The following is a 22,935-nucleotide window of genomic DNA, read 5'->3' as shown; positions in this document are numbered from 1 at the left end:
TCACTTCTCCCCCATCGTCCGCCAGTGCCCGATGACCGGCCAGGGCGAATCCCCCGGCATCTCCACCACCTGCCGCAACCCCGCATGGGCATGGACGAAGCCGCCCGGCGCCCGGATCATCAGGTGCAGGTGCAACGGCCCCGGCCGCACCAGCGCCAGGTCGCCCGCCTCGCCCTTCTCCACGTCCCGCAGCCCCGCCTCGCGCAGCCACGCCTCGATCCGCCCCACGTCCCTCGTCCGCAGCGCATAGCCGCGCGGAACCATCCCCCGATGCCCCGCCCGCCGATACGCCAGCGCCGCCAGCCCCACGCAGTCCAGCCCCATCTCCGCGCTGCGCCCATGCAGGCGGAACGGCACGCCGATCAGCGCCCGCGCCTCCGCGACGACCCGCGCCGCAAAGCCATCGCCGCTCATGCGCCGGGATAACGGGTCAGCAGGTCCGTCCCCGGCAGATAGGGCTCCCCCCGGAAATTGACGGCATTGCCGAAGCGCTCCGCGCAGGTCGCCAATTGCCGGTCGCATCCTTCCGTCAGCAGGGCCAATGTCCCCGCCTCCACCGCAAAGGGCGGCGGATCGGCCAGCGTCACCGCGTCCGCCGCATTGTCCATCACCGCCTGAACCAGCCCCCCCATTGACGCCCGTCAGCCAGCGCAACGTGCCAAAGGCATAAGCGCTCGCCGCCAGCCCATCGACCTGCGCCACGCCATCCTCCACCCCGGAAACCGCCACCACGCGCCTGCGTCCCGCCATGTCCACCCGGCACTGCCGGTCCCCCAGCCGCGCCCGGCAATCGGGCGACGTCGAAGGCGCCACCGCACTCCGCAGCACATTGGTCGCCCCGATCAGTTCCGCCGTGAAAGCGCCCCCCTTGCGCCCCACCGCCCCGATCTCTCCGCGCGCCAGCAGCAGCCAGAGCACACCCGGTTCCTCCCACTCGGTCAGCCGCACCTCCAGCGCGGCTCCGTCCCAGCGCCCCGCCATCAGATCGGCCTCGCTGATCGCTTCGGAGGTCAGCGCGCCCTCCACATCCATGTCCGCGCCCTCCGCCGTGATGCCGTTGCGAATGGCCGAGGGCATCATCCCCGGCGCGGCGCGATAGCGCACATGGTCCACCGTCAAATCGCGGTCATGGCTGGTGAGCCCGATCGTCACCCCGTCCCGCCGCTCCAGCCGCCAGCAGAAGGCCAGCGTGCAGAGCGGCTTGCCCAGAATCTCGTCCACGCTCATTCCCTGATCTCCACCAGCGGCACCGACGGAGCCTCCCCGGCGGCAAAGGTCGCCCGGTTGATGTCCAACCGGTCCTCGGCAAAGCGCACCGGCACGTCGAACCGGAAACCGGCGGTCAGCACCGCGCCATCCTCCGGCGCGACATCGAAAGCGATGACGCCCATCCCCGCATGGCTCCAGCCCGAAAGCCGCTCCACGCCATCCACCGCGACCCGGATGGAACCCGCCACCGGCCGCGTGATCGCCCGCGCCTGCGCCTCCTCCCCCTCGCCATAGAAGCGCATCAGCTGGAACTCCGCCTTCACGCCGTCGCCCGTCCCCAGCCGCTGGTCCATCGGCCCCGGCGTCCCGCCCGCCGCGCAACTGCGATCATCGAACGGATCGGTGAAGCGGAACCCCCGCGCCGCCCCGCGCCGCGCCCTGAAAAAGGCGATCAGTTCAGCGATATCGGCCTCCGACCGCACCCCCGGCCCCGCATCGAAAGACAGTCGCGCATCCGCCCAGTCGCTCGTCCGGCGCTCATGGCCGGAGGGGCTCTCCACGATCTGCGTCGAAAAGGCCGGCGACAGGCTCGCCTCTCGCCCCACGCTCAAGGGAAAGACAATATCGTCAAAGGCTTGCATATCTTCTTCCCCATCCAGTCTGAAACAGGTGAAGCCATCGCGCGCGACCTGCGGCAGCGCCCAGACGAAGGTCGCCGCCGTCCCCCGCCGCACAGCGGCATCCGCCTCTTCCGCGATCTCCGCCCATTGCGCGGCATCCTCCGGCAACAGCACGAAGCCCGAAAAATAATGCTGCCGCTCGACCGGATAGCCCAGCCGCGCCGCCGCTTCCTCGACGCCCCGCGCCGTCAGCCGCCTGCGCCCCTGCGTCACCCAGTCATAATCTTCCAGTTGCAGCACATCGAAGGCCGGGTCCGCCCACCCCAGCGGCATGTTCGCCCGCTTCGCCTCGGGCGCCAGCGGATCGAGCACGGTCGGCAGATAGGCCAGCAGATGCGTCACCGCCTCCGGAGCCATCGCCTTCACCGCCCCGCACAGCGAAGCCGTGGACCCCGCCAGGATCGCCCCCGCCGCATCCAGCAGCGCTTTCTGCCCTTCCGAAAGCGCGCCCCGCACGTCCGGAATGGAAACCGGACTTCCCCCCAAAGCCGCCCGTGCCGCATCGTCATACAGGCAGATGCGCCCATCGGCGGGCATCACCCACCACCATGGCTCCCCGACCTGAAACTTGACGGCAATATCCTGATTCAACGCCATGGAAACAAAGGCAGAAGCCACCGCCCGCAAATAGCCCATCGCCCCCGCATGAGCCGGAGACAACAGCGTCGAAGGCGGCTCCCAGCCCGTCAGCGCCGGATCGCCATTTTCCGCCCGCTGCTTCCATGCCTCCGGGCAATGGGCGTCGAACAGTTCATAGGACAGCGACCAGATCACCCCCAGCCCCATCGCCTTCGACCGCCGCGCGAAATCCTCATGCCACGCCGCGCAAGGCCCGTTCAGCGCACCGCCCTCCAGCGTGACGAGATGCTTCCCCGCATCGGGCAGGAGCCGGAAATAATGGCTCATCCCCACATAATGATTGATGTCCCCGCGATAGCCGAGCGCATGGATCGCGGCGACGATCCGTTCCGGCGTCTGGTTCAGGCAGTCGTCATAGCCCGTCGCCATGGACAGCCCATGTTCCGGCAGCACCACATCGCCCGCCGCCAGCACCGATCCGGCCCCGTCGCAACGCATGTCGCTCAGTTCCGCCCAGCCCTCCACGCCCGCCGCAAAGACGGTATCGCCTTCGTCATAATCCGGCGAAGCGAGCGAAATGAACATACGATCCACATCGCCCGCCCAGACCGGATCGGCCTCCTCCGGCAGCAGGAACCCGCCTTCCATATCGGAAAAATCGAGAATGATCTCCGAATCTTCCGGCCCGCCATGGGCATAGTTCCACAAGCGCACATACCAGGACCGCGCCTGCCCTTCCGCATCGCGCCCCTCGATGGTCAGCGTCGGTCCATGCGTCTGGTCCAGCCGCCGGAGGCCCCCGCTCCGCCACCGGAATCGCAACATGCAATCCCGAAAATCCCGCGCCGTCTCATAGGCCAGCAACGGATGGCTCCACCGATCCTCCGCCTCCCAGATCAGCCCCGCCAGATCGCCCGACCCATAGAAGACCGCATCCACCCGCAAAGCGTCCGGCGCGCTCGTCATCACGCTCGCCATCATCGGCCGGGGGAAATTCACCGTCCAATGCGTCGGCGCGAACCGCTTCATGAAGCGCGTTTCCTGTCCGCCCCGCGCCTTCGCCAGCCAATAGCCGATCCCGCTCATCCGTTCAGCGCCCCCTTCACCGCCCGCGCCACCTGCCGCGCGCTCCGCGCCAGCAGCCGGGGGCCGTCCTGCCCGTCGCCCCGCCCCTGCACCGCGATGCTCACCCGCACGTCCCGCGCGCCGCCGCCATGGGCCACGACCTGTCCGCTCGCCGTCGGCACGAACAGTTCCGGTCCTCGCTCGCCCACCATATAGGCCCGTCCCGGACCCACCGGCCCGCCCGTAGCCCGCCCCGGCAAGCCCAGCGCCGCCCCGACCAACGAAGCTCCGGCGCTCAGCAGCCCGCCGCCCACGCCTCCGCCGCCGACAGACCCCAGGGCCGACCGCAACGCACTGCCCGCGATCTGGTCGAGCGTCGACAGCGCCATGCGCCGCAGGTCCTCGAACCCGAACTTCCCCGTCCGCGCGGCCCGCAGCAGTCCCTGCTCGATCCGCCGCCCCGCTCGTTCGGCGCCCGCCGCCAGCGGCCCTTCCATCCCGGCACGCATCGCTTCCACATCGCGCGCCAGCCCCTGCGTGTCGGCGCGCACGCGCACGACCAGCGTATCGACTTCCTCTTCCATCGGATTTCTCCCCGCGCCCCTCACCGATCCGGCATCATGGCGAGCAACCGCTCCAGATCGCGCCCATCGACGCCCGTCTCCGGGCCATCCTCGCCCCGCGCCGCCTTCAGCACCGCCGCCAGTTCGGCGGGCGTCGCGCGCCAGAACTCGTCCGGCTGCCAGCCCAGCAGCCAGCCCGCGATCCCCGCCAGCCGCGCGGCCCGCCCGGCGAACCGCGTCCCGGCGCTCATTTGCCCGCCAATATCTGCTGCAACAGGGTCCGCAGCACCGGCGTCACCTTCGCCAGCCCCAGCCCCAATATCGCCTCGCCCAGCGCCTCGCGCGTCAACCCTCCGCGCCGGTCCGTCAGGCAATGCCAGAACAAGGCCGCCAGATCGCCCAGCGACAGCTTCCCGTCCGCCGCCCGCTCGACCAGTTCGAACAGCGGCCCCAGTTCCTCCTCCGCCGCCACCAGCGCGGCGAAACTGGGCCGCAGCGTCAGCACCTCGCCGCCCAGGTCCAGCGCGGCCTCGCCCCGCGCCTCGTTCGCCGCGCCGCTCATTGCGACACCACCGGGCCGGAGCTTTCCAGGCTCAGCGCATAGTTGCGCTCGCCATTATAATCGCCCGCATAGTCGAGCCGCGTGACCAGGAACCGCCCCCGCATCCGCTCCCCGCTTTCAAAGCTCAGTTCATAATCCTCGATGGTGCCCGACAGCGCGTGATTACGGATGCGCACCTCCGCCGCCGATCCCGTGAAGATGCCCGCCGCCGACACGCTGACCGACCGCACGCCCGCGCCGGAAAGCAGTTCGCGCCAGCCGCCCGAATCCTTGCTGGTGACGTTCACCGCCTCGCCATTTACGGACAATTGCGTAGTGCGCATTCCCGCTACGGTCGCATAGGCTGCGGGGGTGCCGCCGTCCCCCACTTTCAACAGAAATGCACTTCCTTTTTCGACGCCCATGGCGCATTCTCCCTTTCGTTAATCCGTGCCAGAATCAGGCTGTGGAGAGTTCCGATGCTAGTTGCCGTCCCCCTTGCGATGATGCTTGCCGCCGCGCCCGCGGCCGATCCCGTCGGCGCCGGACGCAAGGCTTTTTCCCAATGCCTTTCGGCCCAGATTCAGCCCTCGCTCGACAAGAAGCTGACGCTCGGCGATTTCCAGTCCACGCTGAAGCAGAAATGCGCCGACAAGGAAGCCGCCTTCCGCGCCGCCATCGTGGCCGACGACAAGTCGAGCGGCATGTCCGAAAAGGAAGCCCAGTCCGACGCCAACGATCAGGTGTCCGAATATGTGGACAAGATCACCACCGAATATGAGGATTATCTCAGCCCCGCCTGATCGGTGTTATTGTGCCGGATGGCGGATTTGGGTGGATTGGCGACGGTCCGCTTTCCTCATTCCGTTCGCCCTGAGCGAAGTCGAAGGGCACGGCCGACCGGAGGGAGGCCACTTCGCTCCGCTCAGCCCGAACGGAGATTCAATGTCCGCCTTTGCCCGCAAGCAGCTTGCGCCGTAATTCCCGCCCCCTCACTCCTCCCGCACCACCCGCAACCGATAATCCGCGACAGCGCGCCACCCGCGCTCCCGCCCCGCCTGCCGGGCCACGCGCGAACGCAGCGCCTGCGCCGAAACGACCCGCCAGCCGCCGCCAGCCGCCGCCATCCCCGTGACGCCAGCCTCCACGCGCGCCAGCAGCGGGCCAAGGCGAACGGGCGTCTCTCCCATGTCGTGCAGGCTGATCGACAGCCGCACTTCGCGCCCGTCCACATTCTTCGCGCCCCATTCCGCGCCCAGACATTCCTCGACCACCGCATAGGGGGCCGATGCCCGCTCCGGCGCGCCATCGAACAGGCCGTTGAGCCCGTCCATCAACGCCACGTCCCGCTTCAACGCCGCGATCACGGCGGCCCGCACCGCTATTTCCGCGCTCATGCCCTGCCCCTTCCCGCTTCCCGCAGCGCCAGATCGTCGATCCAGCGCGCCAGCAGCCCGCGTCCCGACGCCCGCACGCTGTCGCCATCCACCCGCGCCGACGCCACGCCCGCCGCGCCCATGGCCTCCACCACCGCCGCGCGGAGCTTCGCCGCCCGCGCCTCCGCCAGCGCGGCCATGCGCGCCCGCAGACCGTCCCTCATGCCAGCCGCATCCGCCGCCATGGCCGCCACAGCGCGCTCACGACGGCGGGCGGCGTCGCCACTTCCCCACTGCGCGCCGCATGATGGTCCGCCGCCAGCCGCACGATTCCCTGCCGGATCGCTTCGGGCAGGCCGTTCATCTCCTCCGCCATGCCCGCGCGATACCGAACCGCCAGCCGTCGGCCGTCGCCCACGCCCCGCAACCGCACCCATCCTTCGCCCGAAGCATCGATATCGATCGCATAGCGTTCGGGCGGCAAAACCTCCTCCACGCCCGCCGGACCGATCACCCTGACGTCCGTGATCGCCGCCACGGGCCGCGCCGACAGCCGTTGCCAGCTCCCGTCGCCCGCCACCGTCTCCCGCGCGTCCCGCACGATCAGCCATTGCCCGATGAACCCTTCGCACAGCGCCGCCGCACTCCGCAGCAGCCCCGCCAGCACCGCGTCCTCATCCCCCGTCGCGATCCGCAGATAGGCCTTGAGCTCCGCCAGCGACGCCGCCAGCGCGCCCGCTTCCCCTTGCGCCGCCATCATCATCGCTCCTCCACCCGGATCTGCACCGACCGCTCATCCTCCTGCCCGTCGGACAGGGTGACGCGATTGGTCACGGCATAAAGCCGCCCCGCCGCGCCGCCGCTCAGCCGCACGCTGGTGCGCAATTCCTCGAAGGCGTCGGCCTCCACCACGACGCCGCCCGCTTCGACGGGGCTGACATGCCAGAGGCTGCCGGTCACATGCTGCCCGGCCAGATAGGCCGACCAGTCGATTTCATGGTCGATCCGCGCCTGCGGATCTTTCAGATAAAGGTTCATCTTATCCTGCTCCCTCCCGTCGCTTCGGGCCTTGCGGGGCCGGCCCTGCCCTCCATGCGCTGCCTCTGGCCCGGCCGCGCGCCCTCCAGCCAGCTCCCCGGCCAGACCGGCGCGGCGCGCGCATCGCCCGGATCGCCGATGGGCAGCGCGCCCAGCGCCTCACCCTCCATGGCCGGAACCTCCGCCCAGCCGGGCCAGCGCCGCCTCGATCCCCGCGATCCGCCTGCGCTGCCACGCCGCTTCCAGCGCCAGGCATTCCTCGTAACGCAGCCCCCATCGATCCCCGGCGCCGCGTCCGGGACGAACGACATGCCCGTCCTCGTCCCGTTCCTCCGCCTCCGCGTCCCAGCTGTCGAAGCACACCAGGCCCAGCCGCACGGCCTCGCCCTCGCCCAGCCGCTCGTCGATCACGTCCCGCACCTGCTGCGCGACCAGCCCGACATGCCAGCGGGCCTCCTCCCCCTTCAGCGCGACCGCGTCGGCAAAGCGGAACCGCTGCCACGCCACATCGCTCCAGGCGTCCAGCAGCGCGGCGGGAACATCCTCCACATCCTGCTTCTCCCGCGCGTCGGAGGTATTGATCGTCCCGGTCCCCGCATAGACCACGGACCAGCGATTGGCCGCCGCGCCCAGCGCATAGGCATTGTTGGTCGCGGGCTGGAAACCCGCATCCCCCACGCGCAGCCGGACGGCCCGGCCAGTGGAGCCCTTGCCGGTGGTCGCCAGCGCGATCTCCGTGCCATAGCCGGCGCTGGAATAATCCTCCGTCGCATAGGCATAGATGGCCGCGACATTGACGCTATAGGCATTGGCGACGGACTGGAACCCGGCGACATACAGCCCGCCCAGAACATCGCCGTTGCCGACCGCCGCAGGCGCCTCCTTCGTCCCCCGCGCCCGTCGCAGCACCAGTCCCGCGCCAGTGCCCGCCGCATTCGAATAACGGTCGATATACGGGTCGTTCGCGATCACCACGCCGAAGCTGCCGAACACCGCGTTCCCGCCGGTGATGGCCACCGCGCCCGCATCCTGCGCCGCCATGGAGCCCAGCCCCAGATTGACCCGCGCCTGCGCGGCGGTGGACGCCCCCGTCCCGCCATCGGCAATGGCAAGGTCGCTGATCCCGCTGATCGTCCCCCCGCTGATCTGCGCATTGCCGCTGACGAGGGCGGCCGCATGCACCGCCGACCAGCGCCGCGACGGACTGCCCAGCGCCTGCGCGTCGTCCCCGTCCGGCAGCATGTCGCCGCGCGCGTCCCGCAAGCCCAGCGTCACCAGAGCCGCCGCCGCATCGGCATCGTCCAGCAGCGACCGCGCAAAGGCGGTGCAGGGCACCCCCATGGCGCTGTCTTCCCCGGTAAAGCAGGGCAGGACATCCGCCCCCGCCGCCACGCCGGACAGCGCGTCCAGCACGTCGCTCGCCGCCTGCTTCCCCGCCAGCGCCGCCTCGATCCCGCTCAAATCCGGGGGCGCATGGCCATGTCCTTCCACCGCCCGCACCCAGCCTGCGTGCAGCGCCAGCGCGACCCGCTTCTCCCCCGCCGCGAAATCCACCGCCGCGCCGCCCGCCGAGGAGGCGCTGACCGTCCGCATCAGCCGCCCCGCCTGATCCAGCGTCCCGCTGCCCGCCTCCCACTGGCTCGCATCGGTCACGCCCACGATCACATAGGGAAAGCGCGCGCCCGCGCCCAGCGCGTCGGCAAAGGCGCGATAGCCCGCCATCGCCCCGCCCAGCGCCAGCGGCCCCGTCCCCCCATCGTAACAGACCTCCCGCACCAGATCGGCCATTTCCCAATCCGTGATCGCCACGCCCGTCTCCCGCAAAAACAAAAAGGGGGACGCGAACGCCCCCCCCAAGGTCACCCCATCGTCATCCCCGCATCAGGAAGCGGCGAATTTCATCAGCTTGATCGCCTCGCTGTTCGCCACCGCGCCGCCGATACGCTTGACGGCATAGAAGTGGACGAAGGGCTTGTTGCTGAACGGATCGCGCAGGATGCTCGTCTCGCTGCGCTCCGCGATCACATAGCCCGCGTGGAAATTGCCGAAGGCGATGGACAGGCTGTTCGCGCCGATATCCGGCATATCCTCGGCCTCGACCACCGGATAGCCCAGCAGCGTCGCCGGCTGACCCGCGCTCAGCGAAGGCTGCCACAGGAAAGCCCCGTCGCTCGTCTTCATCTTGCGGATGACGGCAAGAGTCGCCGAGTTCATCACGAAGGACGCCCCCTGCCGATAGGGCGCGCGCAGGCTCTGCACCAGATCAATCAGCTTGTCCTGCGGGTTGGCCGCGAAGGCCCCCGCCGCGCCCGAAGCCACATATTGCAGCGACCCGAAAGCGCGCACCCCGTCCGCCTCATTGGTGGCGGCATAGGTCAGGAACCCCTTGGGCTTGTTCGTGCCGTTGCCGTTGACGAAGGCCGCGCCCTCCGCCGCCGCGAACTCGCGCGAAATCTCTCCGGCCAGCCAGCCCTCGACATCGAACTGCGCATCGTCCAGCATCGCCTGGGACGCCGCCGGATTGGCGTAAAGCTCGCCCGAAGGCGGCGCGATCTCATTGAAGCTGGGCGTCCCCGTCTCGGTCCGCGCCCCCGTCTCGCTGGCCCAGCCCGAAACGACGCCGCCCGCGCTCACCAGCTTGCGGTATCCCGCGCTGCCGGTGCGCACCACATTGGCGATGGACCGGATCGGCGAGATCGCCTTCAACGTGCTGTCGATCAGCTGATCGATCTCCCGCGGCACCGCATAGCCGCCCGCGGCACCGCTCGCCCCGGAAAAGCTCTTCAGCTCCACGCCCGCTTCCAGCCCCTGCCGCAGATACCGATCCACGAAAGCCGCCCGCGCCGGATCGACCGCCCCGCCCTTCACGCCATCCAGCGCCGGGCGCTGCCCGGAAAGGAAGGCGCCGTCCACCCGGCCTTTCAGCGCGGCCAGATCGCCTTCCAGAACCGCGATCCTCTCTCCCTGAAGCACCGCGTCAAAGCTGGCCTCCAGCCCGCCTGTCACCACGTCCGTCATCGACTTCTCCTTGCCATGAAACGAAAAAAGGCGGCCCCGCAGGACCGCCCAAAACCTTCTCCCCTCGTGGGAGAAGGATACGAAGCCTTGCCAGCCCGCTGGCTAGGCGAAGTGGGATGAGGGGGGCTCCCCGCTCCCCTCCATCGCGATCACCCGCGCCAAAGGCTGCATCGGATGCGTCACGATGCTCACCTCCACCAGATCCAGCCCCAGCAGCTCGCGCGGCCTCATGCCCCGCGCCTCCCGCACCCGGTATCCGAAGGAGAGGCCATCCACCGCCTTCTCCCGCAGCATCCGCGCCGCCGCGCGCCCCGCCGCCGTCCGCCCGGACACGCGCCCGATCACGCGCAGCCCCCGCGCATCCTCCTCCAGCCGCTCGACCGATCCGATCACCTCGCCCGGCCCGTGCTGCCACAGCAGCGGCACGCCCGCCGCCCGCGCGCCGCCGAAAGCCCCGGCCCGCACCACGTCGCCGCCCCGGTCCACCCGGTCGAACACCGCCGCATAGCCCGCGAAGCGCACATCGCCGTCCGCCCCGCTCATCCGCGCATCGTCCCCAGCAGCCCCGTCTTCACCGCCAGTCCCAGCAGCACCAGCGCCATGGCGATCCGCACCGCCCAGCCGACGACAGCGCCCCGCGCCGCCTTCTTCGCGTCCCGCCATGCGGAAAGCAGCTCCCGCAATTCCCGCACATCGCCCTCCGCCCGACGGTCCGCCAGACCCAGCCTTTCCAAAGCCCGGCCCGCGCCCAATTCGCTCGCCTCCTCGATCAGGGCGCGGATCATCACCATGTCCGCGCCGACCGGCTGGGCCTCCGCCTGCGCGACCAGCCGCGCCAGCATCTCGCCATCATATTTCATCGCCCATCGCTCCCCGCCGCCCTTTTCCCGCCGCGCCCCATCGCCTATCTCCCCCGCCATGAAACGCATGCACCGCAAATGGCTGATCGTCCTTGTCCTCATCGCCCTGGGCGGCCTCGCCTGGTGGGCGGACCTCTTCACCGCGGGCGATTGCCTGATGCAGGGCGGGCGCTGGAACTGGGGCGGCCATTTCTGCCGCCTCGACTCCCTCGCCCAGCCCCCTTCGCCCTAGGAAGCGGTCAGTAAAAGCGCCTTTTTCTCCTCCGCCGTCAGGAAATCGGCGGCCGCGACCCGATCCCACAACGCCGCCCGTTCCTCCGCCAGAGCGGGCACCGCGTCCAGATCGGCCTCGATCCGCACCCCCGGAAACCAACTGCACAGCCCCTGCGAAAGCCCCGCGCACAGCTTGCTCACCAGCGGCAATATCGTCTGCCGCCACAGCGCCCGGTTCGCCTCGCGATAATTGGCATAGGTGTTGTCCCCCGGCAGCCCCAGCAGCATCGGCGGCACGCCGAAGGCCAGCGCGATCTCCCGCGCCGCCGCCGCCTTCAGCCCCACGAAATCCATCTCGGCGGGCGAGAGGCTCAGCGCCTTCCAATTGAGGCCGCCCTCCAGCAGCATCGGCCGCCCCGCATTGGCCGCGCCCGAAAAGGCCGCCTCCATCTCCTGCCGGACCCGCTCGAACTGTTCGGGCGACATCACCGACCCGTCGCCCGGATCATAGACCATCGCCCCGCTCGGCCGCGCCGCATTGTCCAGCAGCGCCTTGTTCCACACCGTCGCGGCATTGTGGATCGCCACCGCGCCCGCCGCCGCGCCGACGCAGCCCAGCCCATAATGATCGTCCAGCGGATGCAGCGCCTTCAGGTGGATGATGCTCGTGCGCCCCGCGCCGTCCTCCGGCGTCAGGCGCGTCACGCTGTCCCCCACGCGATAGAGATAGGCGGCAGGCCAGCCCCGCGCATCCGCCTCCACGCTCACCCGCTCCGGGCGCAGCGCGTAAAGCTCGCCCGGCGCGCCGTCCGCCCCCGCCAATATCTGCACATAGCCATTGCCGTGCAGCAGCAGGTGGCAGGCCAGCGTCTCGATCAGGGCCTGCCCCGCCGAACAACGGTTGACGAGCGCCATCACCCGCGCGCCCGCGTCGATCTCCACGCCGCCCGCCCTCAGTACGGCGGCGCCCGCCGCCTCGCACACCAGCCGCGTCGCCCTTTGCGCGATGGGATTACCGATCACCCCGGCGCGCACCTGCGACTCATAGGAGGCCGGCCATTCTCCCAAAGCCGCCGCGCCCGATCCCCAGGCGCGCGCCAACACCGGCCGCGCGCCATCGCGCGCCGCTTTCGTCCCGAACCATTTCATGCCCAAACCCCGCGAAAAATCCCCGCTCCCGATCGGGGAACGAGGATGATGGAAAACTCATGATTGCGAACCGCCCGACACCGCGAACGACAAAACAGGGTGGAAGCCGACGCGTGCTTCCATGCCGCCACCTTTCGCCCTGAGCGAAGTCGAAGCCTGTCCTGGGCGCCTGCCTTGGCGGGCAGTCAGTCGAAGGGCTCAGCCCGAACGGATGAGGGGATGCCCCTCCCACCCGAAACGCACCGCCACCCCGCCCGCAGTCCTGGGACGGATCGCCATTCAGCAGATGGCGTGGCAGGCCGAAGGCCAGCACCAGCTAAAATGGCGGCTTTTCGCGCTTCCGGTGCTCACACACGTTCAGTATACTGCGCTCCGGAGCGCGAAAAGCCGCCATTTGCAGGCCGACAGAGCTGAATGGCGATCCGTCCTAGGGATTGCGTTCCAGCACCCGGTCGCATTCCGAATTGGTGCCTTCGCTCTTCCCGATCACGCGCCCGGCGACCGCGCCCGCCGCGCCGGCCAGCAGCGATTCGCCCAGATTGCCGCCCGCGATCGCGCCGACGCCCGCGCCGCCGGCCGCGCCTATGACGGTGCCCTTGTCGCGGCCCTTCTTGCCCTGCAACAGGCAATAGCGCACATCGTCCCGGTCAGAAGGATGCGCGCGCGCCACCCGCGCCCGTTCCTTGCTGTTGAGCGAGGCCGCGAAAACCGGCGAAGCGATCAGCGTAACGCCAGCCAAAGCCATCAGACCCTTGCCGAACTTCATCGTACAAACTCCATAAATCCACGATACGCCTTCAAAACGAACCGCCCGGACAAAGGGTTCCTCAACCCATCGCCCTGATCCGCGCCTCGCCGCGCCGCGTCAGCATCAATTCCGTCAGCGCCCACACCAGCGCGTCCGCCCGGTCAGGCGATCGCCCCGGCCCTTCATAGCCGCCGCCCGCGACCAGGCCGCACATCTGGTCCTCCAGATCGGGGAAGGCGCCGCGATGCGCCACCCGCCCCGCTTCATAAAGAGCCGCCACAGGCTCCGCCCGCGCGGCCTTCCCCCGGCTCGCATGGACCAGCTTCACCGGCATTCCGGCTTCGGCGGCGCGCAGCACGCTTTCGACCATCGCGCCGCCATTATTGGCCTCCGCCACCACCCGGTCCGCGCCATGCGCCGCCGCCGCCGCCGCGACCGCCCGCGCCCAGCCTTCGGGCCGCATCCTTTCCACGCTCGCATCCGCCAGCACATAGCCGCGCCCGTCCGCGTCCATGCCCGCGACCACGATCCCGCAAGCATCCCCATGCGCCGAAGCAGGCGGATCGACCGCCACCACGACCCGCGCCAGCGCCGGCACATGCCTGACCCGGCACCGCTCCAGCAGATCGCGCGTCCACAGCGCGCCATCGACCTCCCCGATCAGTTCGCCGTCCAGTTCCTGCCGCCCCAGCCGCGTGCCGCCATAGCCTTCCACCATCGCCGCCAGGAAATCCTCCGCCAGATGGGCCGCATTGTCCGCCGTCCGCCCCCGCGTCACCACCGTGTCCAGCCCTTCGCGCGCCACCAGCCGCCGCACCAGCGGCACCGGGCGCGGCGTCGTCGTCGCCAGCACCCGCGGCCAGCGCCCCAGTCGCATCCCCAGCATCAGATTGTCCCAGACCGCCTCGCCATTCGGCCATTTCCCGATCTCGTCCGCCCAGCCATGGCTGAACTGCGGCCCGCGCAACGCCTCCGGGTCCGCCGCGCCGAACAGCGTGGCGACGGCCCCGTTAGGCCACATCAGCTTGCGCAAGGCAGGCGCATAGGCCGGACGGCACCACCATGGCGCGATCGACAGCAGGCCCGAAGGCCCCTCCACCATCACGCTGCGCGCCTCGCCCAGCGTCGCCCCGACCAGGGCGATCCGCGCCCCCGGATCATGCTCCGCGATCTCGCGCACCCATTCCGCCCCGGCCCGCGTCTTGCCAAAGCCGCGCCCCGCCATCATCAGCCACAGCCGCCAGCCGCCCTCCGGCGCAAGCTGCTCCGCCCGCGCGGTCCAGCGCCACTCCGCCGCCAGCCGTTCCGCCGCCGCTTCGTCCAGATGCGCCAGCACCCGCTCCCGCACGGCTTCATCCTGCCCGGCGAGCCACTCCATGTCCGACATCCGCATCGCCCGCCGCTCCCATCGCCTCATTCGCCCGCCGATTGCCGCCGACGCCGCACATCCTCCAGCAGCGTCCGCATCTTCGCGATGGCCTCCTCCGCTTCCGGCCCGTCGCGCATTTCGGCGGCGCGCATCTTCTCCACCGCCGCCTGGTGCGCCAGCAGCAGCCGCACCGCGACCACATGCGGATGCCCGCGCTTCACCTTGCGGCTCTTGAGCGCGCCCTCGCCATCCAGCGTCAGTTCCTCATCCTCCACGCCGAACAAGGACTGCCGCAGCAACAGCGTCTCCAGTTCCGCGTAACCGACATTCAGCGCCTGCGCCCATTCGCGCGCAAAGCCCGGATCGCGCCGCCGCTGATAATAAGCGCTCGACAGGTTCTTGCCCGCCGCCCGCGCCGCCTCGCTCACATTGCAGGTCGCCGCCAGCGTCTCCAGGAACCGCTTGCGCCGCGCGGGCGTCCATCCGTCCTTGCGCACCGCGCGCAATTGCGGCCCGCTTCCCGCCACGCCCCGCTGGTTGCGCTGCACCACCCATGCTTCGGCCTTGTCCCCCGCCCGGCCGCCCAGTCGCGGCCGCGCCTTTTCCCGCTCCCCCGTCATCGCCCCACCTTCCGCCCCCGGCGCAACGCGAAAAGGGCCGATCCCTTCAGGACCGGCCCCTTGCACCGCCACGTCGGCGACTCACAATTTTCCAGTGTTGACATCTCTGCCCGAAGAGCGTCACGATGTCAAGATAAATGTTCCAAATAGGTGAATTACATCCCCATCATCCGGTTCAACGCCCTGGCCTCGGCCGCCAGCGCCTCGACGAAGCTCGGCCTCTCCCGCACCTTCTGCAACCATGCCTTCGCCCTGGGCCAGCGTCCCGCGTCCAGCCCCTCGCTACAATAGCCGATGTTTATGAGCGGACAGGCGACCGCGATGTCCGCCAGCGTGAAGCGATCCTCCACCAGCCAACCGCCCTCCGGCAAGGACTTCTCGATATAATCGCAAAGCCCCGGCACCTTCTCCGCTTCAGCCTTGTCCGCCACGGCGAGGTCGTTGGGCAGGCCCAGAAAGGGCGCGACCACCCGGTTGAAGAAAATCTCCACGCCCACCGGCTGAAGGATCGTGTCGGCGAACTCCTCATACCAGATGGTGCGCGCCCGCGCCTTCGCCTCCGCCGGGATCAGAGGAGGTTCAGGACAGATCGTATCCAGATAGGTTATGATCGCGCTACTGTCGCTGATAAGGAAATCCCCATCCTGAAAGGCCGGGATCTTGCCGAAGGGCGAAGCCTGCGCGAAAATCTCCCCACCTTGCCCGAAGCCGCCCGGCTGCACGTCCAGCGCAACGCCCTTCTCGGCCGCGAACACGATGACCTTGCGCACGAAGGGCGAAGGCCGGGCACCATAAAGGATCATCTGCCGCTCCATCTGGGACTCATGCGGGGGCACAGTGGCATACCAATTTCAAAATGCAACCCTTATGCGCCGCCTCCGGGAGATCGGAAACGGCACTACCGCGATTGGCAAACCGGCTCGTCCGGAACCGGCCAAAGGCGGACATTCACGAATGTAAGAACATCCGGCACCTGCCTCACTACCGCCCCGCCCCGTCGATGCCGCTCCCCACCGCCTTGCGCGAATAATCGATCCTGATCCGCACCCAGCTTCCGACCATCACCTTGCCGTTGACGCGCGGCGGCAGCACCTGGAACTGCCACGCCGCCAGCCGCACGGCCCGCGCAAAGCCCGATCCCATCGGCGCTTCCCCCAGCGCCTGGCAATTTTCCACCCGATAATGGTCGACCGTCTTGCAGGCCACCTCGCCCCAGCCGTCCGGCGGCGCGTTGCCCGGCAAATAGGGCGCCAGTTCCGCATCGCGCGGCTTGCGATACCATTCCGCCGCGAAAAGCTGGACGCCGCCCGGCCCTTCGCCCGGCCCCGCCACCTGCGCGCTGTCGCCTTGGGCCGCGCCCTGCCCCTGCCCCTTCTTCGGCATCTTCCCGATGTCCGCCGCCGCCATCTGGTTGCTGTCCAGCACCAGGAAGGGAAGCGGCGAAGGCGGCAGTTCCGGCGGCTTTTCCACCGGGCGCGGCGGCCGGACCGTGGCTTCCGCCTGTTTCTGCGGCGCGCTTTCCTTCGATTTCTCTTCGCTTTTCTGCGCCTGCGCCTTTTCCTCCGCCTCCTTGGGTCCGGGCGCGAGTTCGAACGTCACCGGGTTGCGCGGATCGACCGGCGGCGCCTGCATCTTCGGTGCCAGCGTCAGCAGCGCCAGCAGCAACAGCGCGTTCAGCCCCAGCGCAAAGGCCAGCCCGCCGGCACGTTCCTTGATGGGTGATCTGGAAGGGGAAGAAAAGCTCACACGGAAATCGCCTGCTCAGGCCGCGCCGCGGCTCTGGCACAGACGCTATGGGGCGGTCAACGCCGTCGCGTCAGCACACATCCTCTTCGCGGACGACCGGACGGCTTTCCCGGGTGGCGCGCATCCGGCTCGCCTTGTCGGCGGGATCGGAAGTCAGCACGACATGATCCTCATGCACCTCCAGCAGCACTCCGGCAAAGGGCATGCCTTCCAGGCTGCCCGTCACCCGATAACTGACCTGATCCCCGACCTGGAAGGTCGCCGGGTCCATATTGAAGTCAAACGGGCAAGCGCCCTCTCCCATACCATGCATCGCCCGTCTCCTTGCGGCTCATCGAATATATTTTCGTATCGAAATAAAAATCGAACTCAAAAAATCAAGCCGTGTCGCGGCGAATGCAGAAAGCATAAGTCCGGTCGGCCCAGCCGGTCATGGGCGACAGGACCGGATCGACGGGCGTCAGCCGCCACCGCCTTCCTTCTTGACGCCGGCCTTGAAATATCCCCCGCATTTGCGTTCGGCGAAAAGCGTCGATCCCGTTCCGAACGACGCCGGGCCGAATGCCACCGCCTTCACCGGCGCGGTGACGCCGGGCGCCCGGCGGCCCAGCATCTCCTTCACGGCGTCCACTTGCATGTCATCGACGGGTTCGAAACGCGGCCCTTCGGACAGATCGAAGAAATCCGCGAAGCCATAGCCGCTGATCATGGTCTTGCCTGAACCCACCGCCTGCGCGGTGAGCTGCCGACGATGGGCCAGGGCATCGAACTTGCCGAGATAGACGACCTCGCCCGGCCCCACCTCGAACTGAAGGGAGGACGCATTGAAACACAGCGCCCATTTGTCCTGCTGCGAATAGCTTTGCACGATCCATCGCCCGGCTTTGATGGGAACGATCAGATAGCCTTCCACCATATTCTTCTGCTTCGCCTCGACCAGCACGGCTCCGCCCAGCATATTGCCGGTCAGCTTCCCGTCCTCCGCGGCATAAGTGGAAAGCGTCAGCTTGAAGGCCGATTGCATATTGGGGGCAGGCCGCCACCAATCCGTTTTCAGGACGACGATGGCGTCGGGCGATTGCGAACTCAAGCTCATGCGCTCCGGCGCCTTGGCGTCGGCGGGTGCGGCCAGGAAAGCGGCGCAGGCCATCGCTGCCGGCCAAAGCGCCAAGGCCCTTCGAAATGTCATGTCTCCATCCCCCCCCGAGGCGCCAACGGCAAGCCAGGCCAATCCCCCGATTCGCCCATTCCAGATACAGCCAAAACCGATTGTCCGCTTGTTCTTTACAATGACATATTGGTTCTCCAACAGGCTCTCCATGCACGTCCGCCCCGCCATGGCCTCCGATCTCCCCGCGCTCCATCCGCTCATCGAACGCGCCTACAGGGGCGACAGCGCGCGCACGGGCTGGACGCACGAAGCCGACCTCCTCGCCGACCCGCGCACCGACATGGAAAGCCTCGCCGCCATCGTCCGCGATCCCGCCCAACGCCTCCTCGTGGCGCTTGACGGCGCGGGCATTCCCATCGGCTGCGTCAACATCGCCGATCAAGGCGGCGGCCTTTCCTATCTCGGCCTCTTCTGCATCGAACCCCGGCGTCAGGCGGCGGGCCTGGGCCGCCGGCTCCTCGCCGCGGCGGAGGATCATGCCGCCCGCCTCTTCGGCGCGAAGGTCATGGAAATGACGGTGATCGACAGCCGCCACGAACTCATCGCCTGGTATGATCGGCGGGGCTATTTTCCTACGGGCGAAAAGCGGCCATTTCCTATTCCGCTCGACCCGCCTTATCGCATGGCCGTGCTGGCGAAACCGCTGGCGATCCGCCCTGATCTCGGCTAGGCCCGCCCCCGATGCTTACCCGGCTCTACCAATGGACCCTCGCCAAGGCGGCCCACGCCCACGCCGAACGCTGGCTCTTCGCCATCTCGTTCATGGAATCGAGCTTCTTCCCGATTCCCCCGCATCCCCTGCTCGGCCTCATGTGCCTCGCCCGCCCGGAACGCGCGATCCGCTTCGGCCTCATCTGCACCATCGCCTCGGTGCTGGGCGGCCTGCTGGGCTACGCCATCGGCCATTTCGTCTATGAGACGGTCGGCCACCAGATCCTCGCCGCCCTGGGCCTCACCGCCAAATTCCCCGTCGCCGCCTGCTACCTGCGCGACTATGGGGCGGAGATCATCCTGATCAAGGGGGCGACGCCCATCCCCTTCAAGCTCATCACCATCACGGCGGGCTTCATCGGGCTGCCGCTCTTCACCTTCCTCTGGGCAAGCATCCTCAGCCGCGCCTTCCAGTTCATGCTGGTGGGCTTCCTCTTCTGGAAGTTCGGCCGCCCCATCAAGGCCTTCATCGAGAAATATCTCGCCCTCCTCTCCGGCCTGTTCCTGGTGCTGCTGGTCGGCGGTTTCATCGCCGCCTCCATGCTGACCGGCGGCGGCGAAAAGAGCGACAAATGCACCCACGCCACCATGGCGACGGTCCGCTGACCGCCCCGATGCCGGCAGTCCTCGACCGCCGCCCGAAGCTCGCCGCCCTGCTTGCCGGATTCCTGTCGGCCACGGGTTTCGAGCCGTTGAGGCTCTGGCCCGTCACGCTCGCCTGCCTCGCCCTGCTGATCCTGCTCATCGAGCGCGCGCCCGACCGCAAAGCCGCCTTCACGCGCGGCTGGCTCTTCGGCCTCGGCCATTTCACATTGGGCCTCAACTGGATCGCCCACGCCTTCACCTATCAGGACGCGATGCCGCACTGGTTCGGCTATGGCGCGGTGGTCCTGCTCTCGCTCTATCTGGCGGTCTATCCGGGACTCGCGACACTCAGCGCATGGTGCCTCGGCCGCCGCTTCGCTCCCGGCAAGCCGCTGCCCTTTCTCCTCTTCCTCGCTGCTTGCTGGCTGGCGTCCGAATATCTCCGCGCGGTCGCCTTCACCGGCTTCGCATGGAATCCGCTAGGGGTCATCTGGCTGCCGACCGGCGTCGCCATCGCCTCCACGATCATCGGCACCTATGGCCTCGGCGCGCTGGCGATACTGGCGGCGGGCGCATTGGTCCTCGCTTCCCGCCGCCGGTGGCAGCCTGCCGCCGCCATCGCCGCCCCGCTGCTGGCCCTCGCATTCTGGGGCCTCCTGTCGCAAGCACCCGCCACGCCCACAGGCGCACCGCGCATCCGCGTGGTCCAGCCCAATATCGGCCAGGACGAGAAATATTCCGCCGAACTCGAACAGGCGCATTTCCGCACCCTCGCCGCCCTCTCCGGCACGCCGCGCCCGGCCCCGCGCCTGCTCTTCTGGCCCGAAGCCGCCATCCCCGCCTATCTCGACATGGAACCGGCATGGCGCGATCGTCTCGCCGCCCTGCTTGGTCGCGGCGATCTGCTGCTGACGGGCGCGAACAAGGTCTATTACAAACAGGTCGCGAGACAGGCGCATGGGGGCGGCTATAGCGAAACCGTCCTTGCAGGCGCGAACAACAGCGTCTGGATCGTCACGCCCGACGCCCGCCTGCCCGCCCGCTACGACAAGGCGCATCTTGTCCCCTATGGCGAATATCTGCCGATGCGCTCGATCCTCCAGCCGCTCGGCCTCTCGCGCCTCGTTCCCGGAGACGCCGACTTCTGGCCCGGCCCCGGCCCGCAGAGCCTGACGCTCCCCGCCGCGACCGGCCGTCCGGAAATGAAGATGGGCGTCCAGATCTGCTATGAGATCATCTTTTCAGGGCAGGTGATCGACAAAGCCAACCGTCCCGCCTTCCTCTTCAACCCGTCCAACGACGCCTGGTTCGGCAGTTGGGGACCGGTCCAGCACCTCGCGCAGGCGCGCCTGCGCGCCATGGAGGAAGGGTTGCCCATCATCCGCTCCACGCCGACCGGCATTTCGGCGGTCATCGATGCGCGCGGCCATGTGCTGCACAAACTCGGCCCACATCGCGCCGGTTTCCTCGATACGGGGCTTCCTGCCGCCCTGCCGCCGACGCCGTTCGCGCGGCTTGGCAACTGGCTGCCATTCTCCTTCCTCTTGATCCTTGCCGGGCTAGCCATTGCCACGCGCAGATCGAGCCGCTAATAGCCACATAAACTTTTCTTTATGTCCCCTGCTCAGTCAGCGTGCTAACGGGAGTCCCATGCGTAGCAATTATCTCTTCACCTCGGAGTCCGTGTCCGAAGGCCATCCCGACAAGGTCGCGGACCAGATTTCTGACGCCATCGTCGATCTGTTCCTGTCCAAGGACCCCGAAGCCCGCATCGCCTGCGAAACACTGACCACCACGCAGCTTGTCGTGCTGGCGGGGGAAATCCGCTGCAAGGGCGTCTATGAGAACGACCAGTGGGCCCCCGGCGCGCAGGAAGAGATCGAGAAAGCCGTCCGCGACACGGTGAAGCGCATCGGTTACGAACAGGACGGTTTCCACTGGGAAAATCTCCGCTTCGAGAATAATCTCCACGCCCAGTCGGCGCATATCGCGCAGGGCGTCGACGCGTCCGGCAATAAGGATGAAGGCGCGGGCGACCAAGGCATCATGTTCGGTTTCGCCTGCGACGAAACGCCCGACCTCATGCCCGCCACGCTGGACTATAGCCACAAGATCCTCGCGAAAATGGCTGCCGACCGTCACAGCGGCAAGGCGCCCTTCCTGGAGCCCGACGCCAAGAGCCAGGTGACGCTCCGCTTCGAGAACGGCAAGCCCGCCGCCGCCACCGCCATCGTCGTGTCGACCCAGCACGCACCGGGCTACGACCAGGGCGAGAAGGAAGCGGAACTGAAGAATTATGTGAAGGGCATCGTCGCGGAAATCCTGCCCGCGAACCTGCTCTCCGACGAGACGGTCTATCACATCAACCCGACCGGCAGCTTCGAGATCGGCGGGCCGGACGGCGACGCTGGCCTCACCGGCCGCAAGATCATCGTCGACACCTATGGCGGCGCGTCGCCCCATGGCGGCGGCGCGTTCAGCGGCAAGGACCCGACCAAGGTGGATCGCTCGGCCGCCTATATCACCCGCTACCTCGCCAAGAACATCGTCGCGGCGGGCCTGGCCAAGCGTTGCACCATCCAGCTCGCCTATGCCATCGGCGTGTCGGAGCCGCTGTCGCTCTATGTCGACACCCACGGCACCGGATCGGTCGACGACGCGCGCATCGAAGACGCGATCAGGTCGATCGGGGAACTGGGCGGCCTGACACCGCGCGGCATCCGCACGCATCTGGGCCTCAACAAGCCGATCTATCGCCCGACCGCGGCCTATGGCCATTTCGGCCGCAAGCCCGAAGGCGATTTCTTCCCCTGGGAACGCACCGATCTGGTCGAAAAGCTGAAGGCCGCCATCGCCTGATGCCATGAAGGAGGACATATGGGACAGAAGCAGAGCCGCAACGCCATCGTCATGATGGCATTGGGAGCGGCCATCACCGCTTCCGTCCCCTCCCCTTCTCTTGCTTCTCCCGGCCAGGCGTATGATGCCGCGATCTTCCGCGCGGCCGGTTTCACGCAAAAGGGCGGCATCTGGACCAGCGGATGCGATAAGTCCGGCGATCCGCCCTCTCCCGCTGTCGTAGAGGAACGCCGCGACCTTAATGGCGATGGACGCCCGGAGGCCATTGTCTCCGAATCGAGCCTCTTCTGCTACGGCAATACCGGGCAGGCCTTCTGGCTGCTCAGCCAGCAAGCTGACGGTCAGTGGAAATTGATGGCTCAGGATGTCGGCATACCCGATATCCTCAAGACCAAGGGCGTGGCCGGATGGCCCGATATCGCCGTGGGCGGTCCCGGCTTCTGCTTTCCGGTGCTGCGCTGGGATGGCGGTCGCTATAGGTTTCACCGCCGGGAATATGAAGGCAAGCCCTGCCGCTAACCTGCTGGCGACAGTCCCAACCCTGCCGCAAAATGACCAAAAGTTCATTAGCTTCCGCAGTCTGGCAGCGTCATAAGCAGGGCGTCGGGTCCGCACCCCTGTCGGACCCGGCACCCGGCTCCGGCGGACATGGACTGTCACGAATGTCCGCTGTCGTTCCTGTCGGCCCATGGAGGCCGTCGCGACGCTCCCCTCCTGCGCGCCGACGGCTTCCGGGACATTGGAATGGAACAATGATACCGCACGGCCTTCGGGTCAGCGGTTTTAAGAACCTTGCCTCCCGCCTCCTCCCATCAGGTCACGCATCCTGATGGCG

The 22,935-nt window shown here is 68.2% G+C and carries 30 protein-coding genes and 1 pseudogene; 7 read left to right on the top strand and 24 right to left on the bottom strand.

Annotated elements, in window-relative coordinates; all coding sequences use genetic code 11:
• The 7 genes and pseudogenes from SCLO_RS18020 to SCLO_RS17990 all read right to left on the bottom strand — a co-directional run bounded on the left by SCLO_RS18020 (position 1) and on the right by SCLO_RS17990 (position 5,062).
• Positions 1-414: an NlpC/P60 family protein gene (locus tag SCLO_RS18020; protein ID WP_066520152.1), complete on the bottom strand. Its 414-nt coding sequence runs from the start codon at positions 412-414 to the stop codon at positions 1-3.
• Positions 411-1,227: pseudogene (locus SCLO_RS18015) on the bottom strand (DUF2163 domain-containing protein). Before SCLO_RS18015 ends, SCLO_RS18020 begins: the two are co-directional and overlap by 4 nt.
• Positions 1,224-3,554, bottom strand: a complete 2,331-nt coding sequence (locus SCLO_RS18010) for a DUF2460 domain-containing protein (RefSeq protein ID WP_066520149.1) — start codon at positions 3,552-3,554, stop codon at positions 1,224-1,226. The pseudogene SCLO_RS18015 and the gene SCLO_RS18010 overlap by 4 nt, the downstream one beginning before the upstream one ends.
• Positions 3,551-4,117 (bottom strand): tail tape measure protein, encoded by a 567-nt coding sequence (locus tag SCLO_RS18005; RefSeq protein ID WP_066520147.1) that lies wholly within the window; start codon positions 4,115-4,117, stop codon positions 3,551-3,553. The genes SCLO_RS18010 and SCLO_RS18005 overlap by 4 nt, the downstream gene beginning before the upstream one ends.
• Before the next feature lie 20 nt (positions 4,118-4,137).
• On the bottom strand, positions 4,138-4,347 hold the full coding sequence (locus SCLO_RS18000) for a phage tail assembly chaperone (RefSeq protein ID WP_066520144.1): 210 nt from the start codon (positions 4,345-4,347) through the stop codon (positions 4,138-4,140).
• Positions 4,344-4,658, bottom strand: a complete 315-nt coding sequence (locus SCLO_RS17995) for a gene transfer agent family protein (RefSeq protein ID WP_066520142.1) — start codon at positions 4,656-4,658, stop codon at positions 4,344-4,346. Before SCLO_RS17995 ends, SCLO_RS18000 begins: the two co-directional genes overlap by 4 nt.
• Positions 4,655-5,062, bottom strand: coding sequence for a phage major tail protein, TP901-1 family (locus SCLO_RS17990; RefSeq protein WP_066520139.1), 408 nt, complete (start codon positions 5,060-5,062; stop codon positions 4,655-4,657). The genes SCLO_RS17995 and SCLO_RS17990 overlap by 4 nt, the downstream gene beginning before the upstream one ends.
• 54 nt (positions 5,063-5,116) lie before the next feature.
• On the opposite strand from SCLO_RS17990, the gene SCLO_RS17985 reads away from it, so the two are divergent.
• A complete protein-coding gene (locus tag SCLO_RS17985; protein WP_066520132.1) occupies positions 5,117-5,440 on the top strand; it encodes a hypothetical protein in 324 nt (107 codons plus the stop codon).
• 189 nt (positions 5,441-5,629) lie between these two features.
• On the opposite strand, the gene gp17 is transcribed toward SCLO_RS17985, so the two are convergent.
• The 9 genes from gp17 to SCLO_RS17945 form a co-directional block, all read right to left on the bottom strand.
• On the bottom strand, positions 5,630-6,034 hold the full coding sequence (gene gp17, locus SCLO_RS17980) for a tail completion protein gp17 (RefSeq protein WP_066514744.1): 405 nt from the start codon (positions 6,032-6,034) through the stop codon (positions 5,630-5,632).
• On the bottom strand, positions 6,031-6,237 hold the full coding sequence (locus tag SCLO_RS17975) for a hypothetical protein (protein ID WP_096362181.1): 207 nt from the start codon (positions 6,235-6,237) through the stop codon (positions 6,031-6,033). Before SCLO_RS17975 ends, gp17 begins: the two co-directional genes overlap by 4 nt.
• Positions 6,234-6,776, bottom strand: a complete 543-nt coding sequence (locus tag SCLO_RS17970) for a head-tail connector protein (protein WP_066514740.1) — start codon at positions 6,774-6,776, stop codon at positions 6,234-6,236. The genes SCLO_RS17975 and SCLO_RS17970 overlap by 4 nt, the downstream gene beginning before the upstream one ends.
• On the bottom strand, positions 6,773-7,051 hold the full coding sequence (locus SCLO_RS17965; RefSeq protein ID WP_066514732.1) for a phage fiber-tail adaptor protein: 279 nt from the start codon (positions 7,049-7,051) through the stop codon (positions 6,773-6,775). Before SCLO_RS17965 ends, SCLO_RS17970 begins: the two co-directional genes overlap by 4 nt.
• Positions 7,048-7,221: a hypothetical protein gene (locus SCLO_RS23475; RefSeq protein WP_169800537.1), complete on the bottom strand. Its 174-nt coding sequence runs from the start codon at positions 7,219-7,221 to the stop codon at positions 7,048-7,050. The genes SCLO_RS17965 and SCLO_RS23475 overlap by 4 nt, the downstream gene beginning before the upstream one ends.
• Entirely contained in the window at positions 7,211-8,860 is a 1,650-nt protein-coding gene (locus tag SCLO_RS17960) for a tail fiber domain-containing protein (RefSeq protein WP_123905538.1), read from the bottom strand. Before SCLO_RS17960 ends, SCLO_RS23475 begins: the two co-directional genes overlap by 11 nt.
• Before the next feature lie 72 nt (positions 8,861-8,932).
• Complete coding sequence (locus SCLO_RS17955; RefSeq protein ID WP_066514728.1) at positions 8,933-10,069, bottom strand: phage major capsid protein; 1,137 nt, start codon at positions 10,067-10,069, stop codon at positions 8,933-8,935.
• Positions 10,070-10,171: 102 nt separating this feature from the next.
• Complete coding sequence (locus SCLO_RS17950; protein WP_066514725.1) at positions 10,172-10,612, bottom strand: HK97 family phage prohead protease; 441 nt, start codon at positions 10,610-10,612, stop codon at positions 10,172-10,174.
• A complete protein-coding gene (locus tag SCLO_RS17945) occupies positions 10,609-10,929 on the bottom strand; it encodes a DUF6127 family protein (RefSeq protein ID WP_066514780.1) in 321 nt (106 codons plus the stop codon). The genes SCLO_RS17950 and SCLO_RS17945 overlap by 4 nt, the downstream gene beginning before the upstream one ends.
• A 58-nt stretch (positions 10,930-10,987) precedes the next feature.
• On the opposite strand from SCLO_RS17945, the gene SCLO_RS23470 reads away from it, so the two are divergent.
• Positions 10,988-11,161 carry a hypothetical protein gene (locus tag SCLO_RS23470; protein ID WP_231923277.1) on the top strand — a complete coding sequence of 58 codons (174 nt, stop codon included), beginning with the start codon at positions 10,988-10,990 and terminating at the stop codon, positions 11,159-11,161.
• Here SCLO_RS23470 and SCLO_RS17940 read toward each other — a convergent pair.
• From SCLO_RS17940 to SCLO_RS17905, 8 genes are all read right to left on the bottom strand, one after another.
• Positions 11,158-12,291: a phage portal protein gene (locus tag SCLO_RS17940; protein WP_066514722.1), complete on the bottom strand. Its 1,134-nt coding sequence runs from the start codon at positions 12,289-12,291 to the stop codon at positions 11,158-11,160. The two genes, SCLO_RS23470 and SCLO_RS17940, sit on opposite strands and share 4 nt — an antisense overlap.
• A gap of 427 nt (positions 12,292-12,718) precedes the next feature.
• A complete protein-coding gene (locus SCLO_RS17935; RefSeq protein WP_066514720.1) occupies positions 12,719-13,057 on the bottom strand; it encodes a hypothetical protein in 339 nt (112 codons plus the stop codon).
• A gap of 61 nt (positions 13,058-13,118) precedes the next feature.
• Positions 13,119-14,432 carry a DNA-packaging protein gene (locus SCLO_RS17930; protein WP_066514717.1) on the bottom strand — a complete coding sequence of 438 codons (1,314 nt, stop codon included), beginning with the start codon at positions 14,430-14,432 and terminating at the stop codon, positions 13,119-13,121.
• A 20-nt stretch (positions 14,433-14,452) separates the two neighbouring features.
• Positions 14,453-15,028, bottom strand: a complete 576-nt coding sequence (locus tag SCLO_RS17925; RefSeq protein ID WP_066514715.1) for a hypothetical protein — start codon at positions 15,026-15,028, stop codon at positions 14,453-14,455.
• A gap of 155 nt (positions 15,029-15,183) precedes the next feature.
• Positions 15,184-15,831 carry a glutathione S-transferase family protein gene (locus SCLO_RS17920; protein WP_066514777.1) on the bottom strand — a complete coding sequence of 216 codons (648 nt, stop codon included), beginning with the start codon at positions 15,829-15,831 and terminating at the stop codon, positions 15,184-15,186.
• Between the two features lie 178 nt (positions 15,832-16,009).
• Positions 16,010-16,774 carry a hypothetical protein gene (locus SCLO_RS17915; RefSeq protein ID WP_231923276.1) on the bottom strand — a complete coding sequence of 255 codons (765 nt, stop codon included), beginning with the start codon at positions 16,772-16,774 and terminating at the stop codon, positions 16,010-16,012.
• Positions 16,775-16,844: 70 nt separating this feature from the next.
• Positions 16,845-17,087, bottom strand: coding sequence for a hypothetical protein (locus SCLO_RS17910; protein WP_066514709.1), 243 nt, complete (start codon positions 17,085-17,087; stop codon positions 16,845-16,847).
• A gap of 147 nt (positions 17,088-17,234) precedes the next feature.
• A complete protein-coding gene (locus SCLO_RS17905; RefSeq protein ID WP_123905537.1) occupies positions 17,235-17,963 on the bottom strand; it encodes a hypothetical protein in 729 nt (242 codons plus the stop codon).
• Positions 17,964-18,063: 100 nt separating this feature from the next.
• Here SCLO_RS17905 and SCLO_RS17900 point away from each other — a divergent pair, with 100 nt between their 5' ends.
• Genes SCLO_RS17900 through SCLO_RS17880 form a run of 5 tightly spaced genes read left to right on the top strand, consistent with a single transcriptional unit; the run spans position 18,064 to position 22,619 of the window.
• A complete protein-coding gene (locus SCLO_RS17900; protein WP_407695311.1) occupies positions 18,064-18,615 on the top strand; it encodes a GNAT family N-acetyltransferase in 552 nt (183 codons plus the stop codon).
• Positions 18,616-18,626: 11 nt separating this feature from the next.
• Positions 18,627-19,262: a YqaA family protein gene (locus SCLO_RS17895; protein WP_066514705.1), complete on the top strand. Its 636-nt coding sequence runs from the start codon at positions 18,627-18,629 to the stop codon at positions 19,260-19,262.
• An 8-nt stretch (positions 19,263-19,270) separates the two neighbouring features.
• Positions 19,271-20,833 (top strand): apolipoprotein N-acyltransferase, encoded by a 1,563-nt coding sequence (lnt, locus tag SCLO_RS17890; protein ID WP_066514770.1) that lies wholly within the window; start codon positions 19,271-19,273, stop codon positions 20,831-20,833.
• A gap of 58 nt (positions 20,834-20,891) precedes the next feature.
• Positions 20,892-22,100 (top strand): methionine adenosyltransferase, encoded by a 1,209-nt coding sequence (gene metK / locus SCLO_RS17885; RefSeq protein ID WP_066514704.1) that lies wholly within the window; start codon positions 20,892-20,894, stop codon positions 22,098-22,100.
• Between the two features lie 18 nt (positions 22,101-22,118).
• Positions 22,119-22,619, top strand: coding sequence for a hypothetical protein (locus SCLO_RS17880; RefSeq protein ID WP_231923275.1), 501 nt, complete (start codon positions 22,119-22,121; stop codon positions 22,617-22,619).
• The last annotated feature ends 316 nt before the right edge of the window (positions 22,620-22,935 follow it).

This window comes from Sphingobium cloacae (genome assembly GCF_002355855.1).
Classification (GTDB): Bacteria; Pseudomonadota; Alphaproteobacteria; order Sphingomonadales; family Sphingomonadaceae; genus Sphingobium; species Sphingobium cloacae.
The sequence above is the reverse complement of the archived record's forward strand: the minus strand, read 5'-3'. Positions and strand labels throughout refer to the sequence as shown.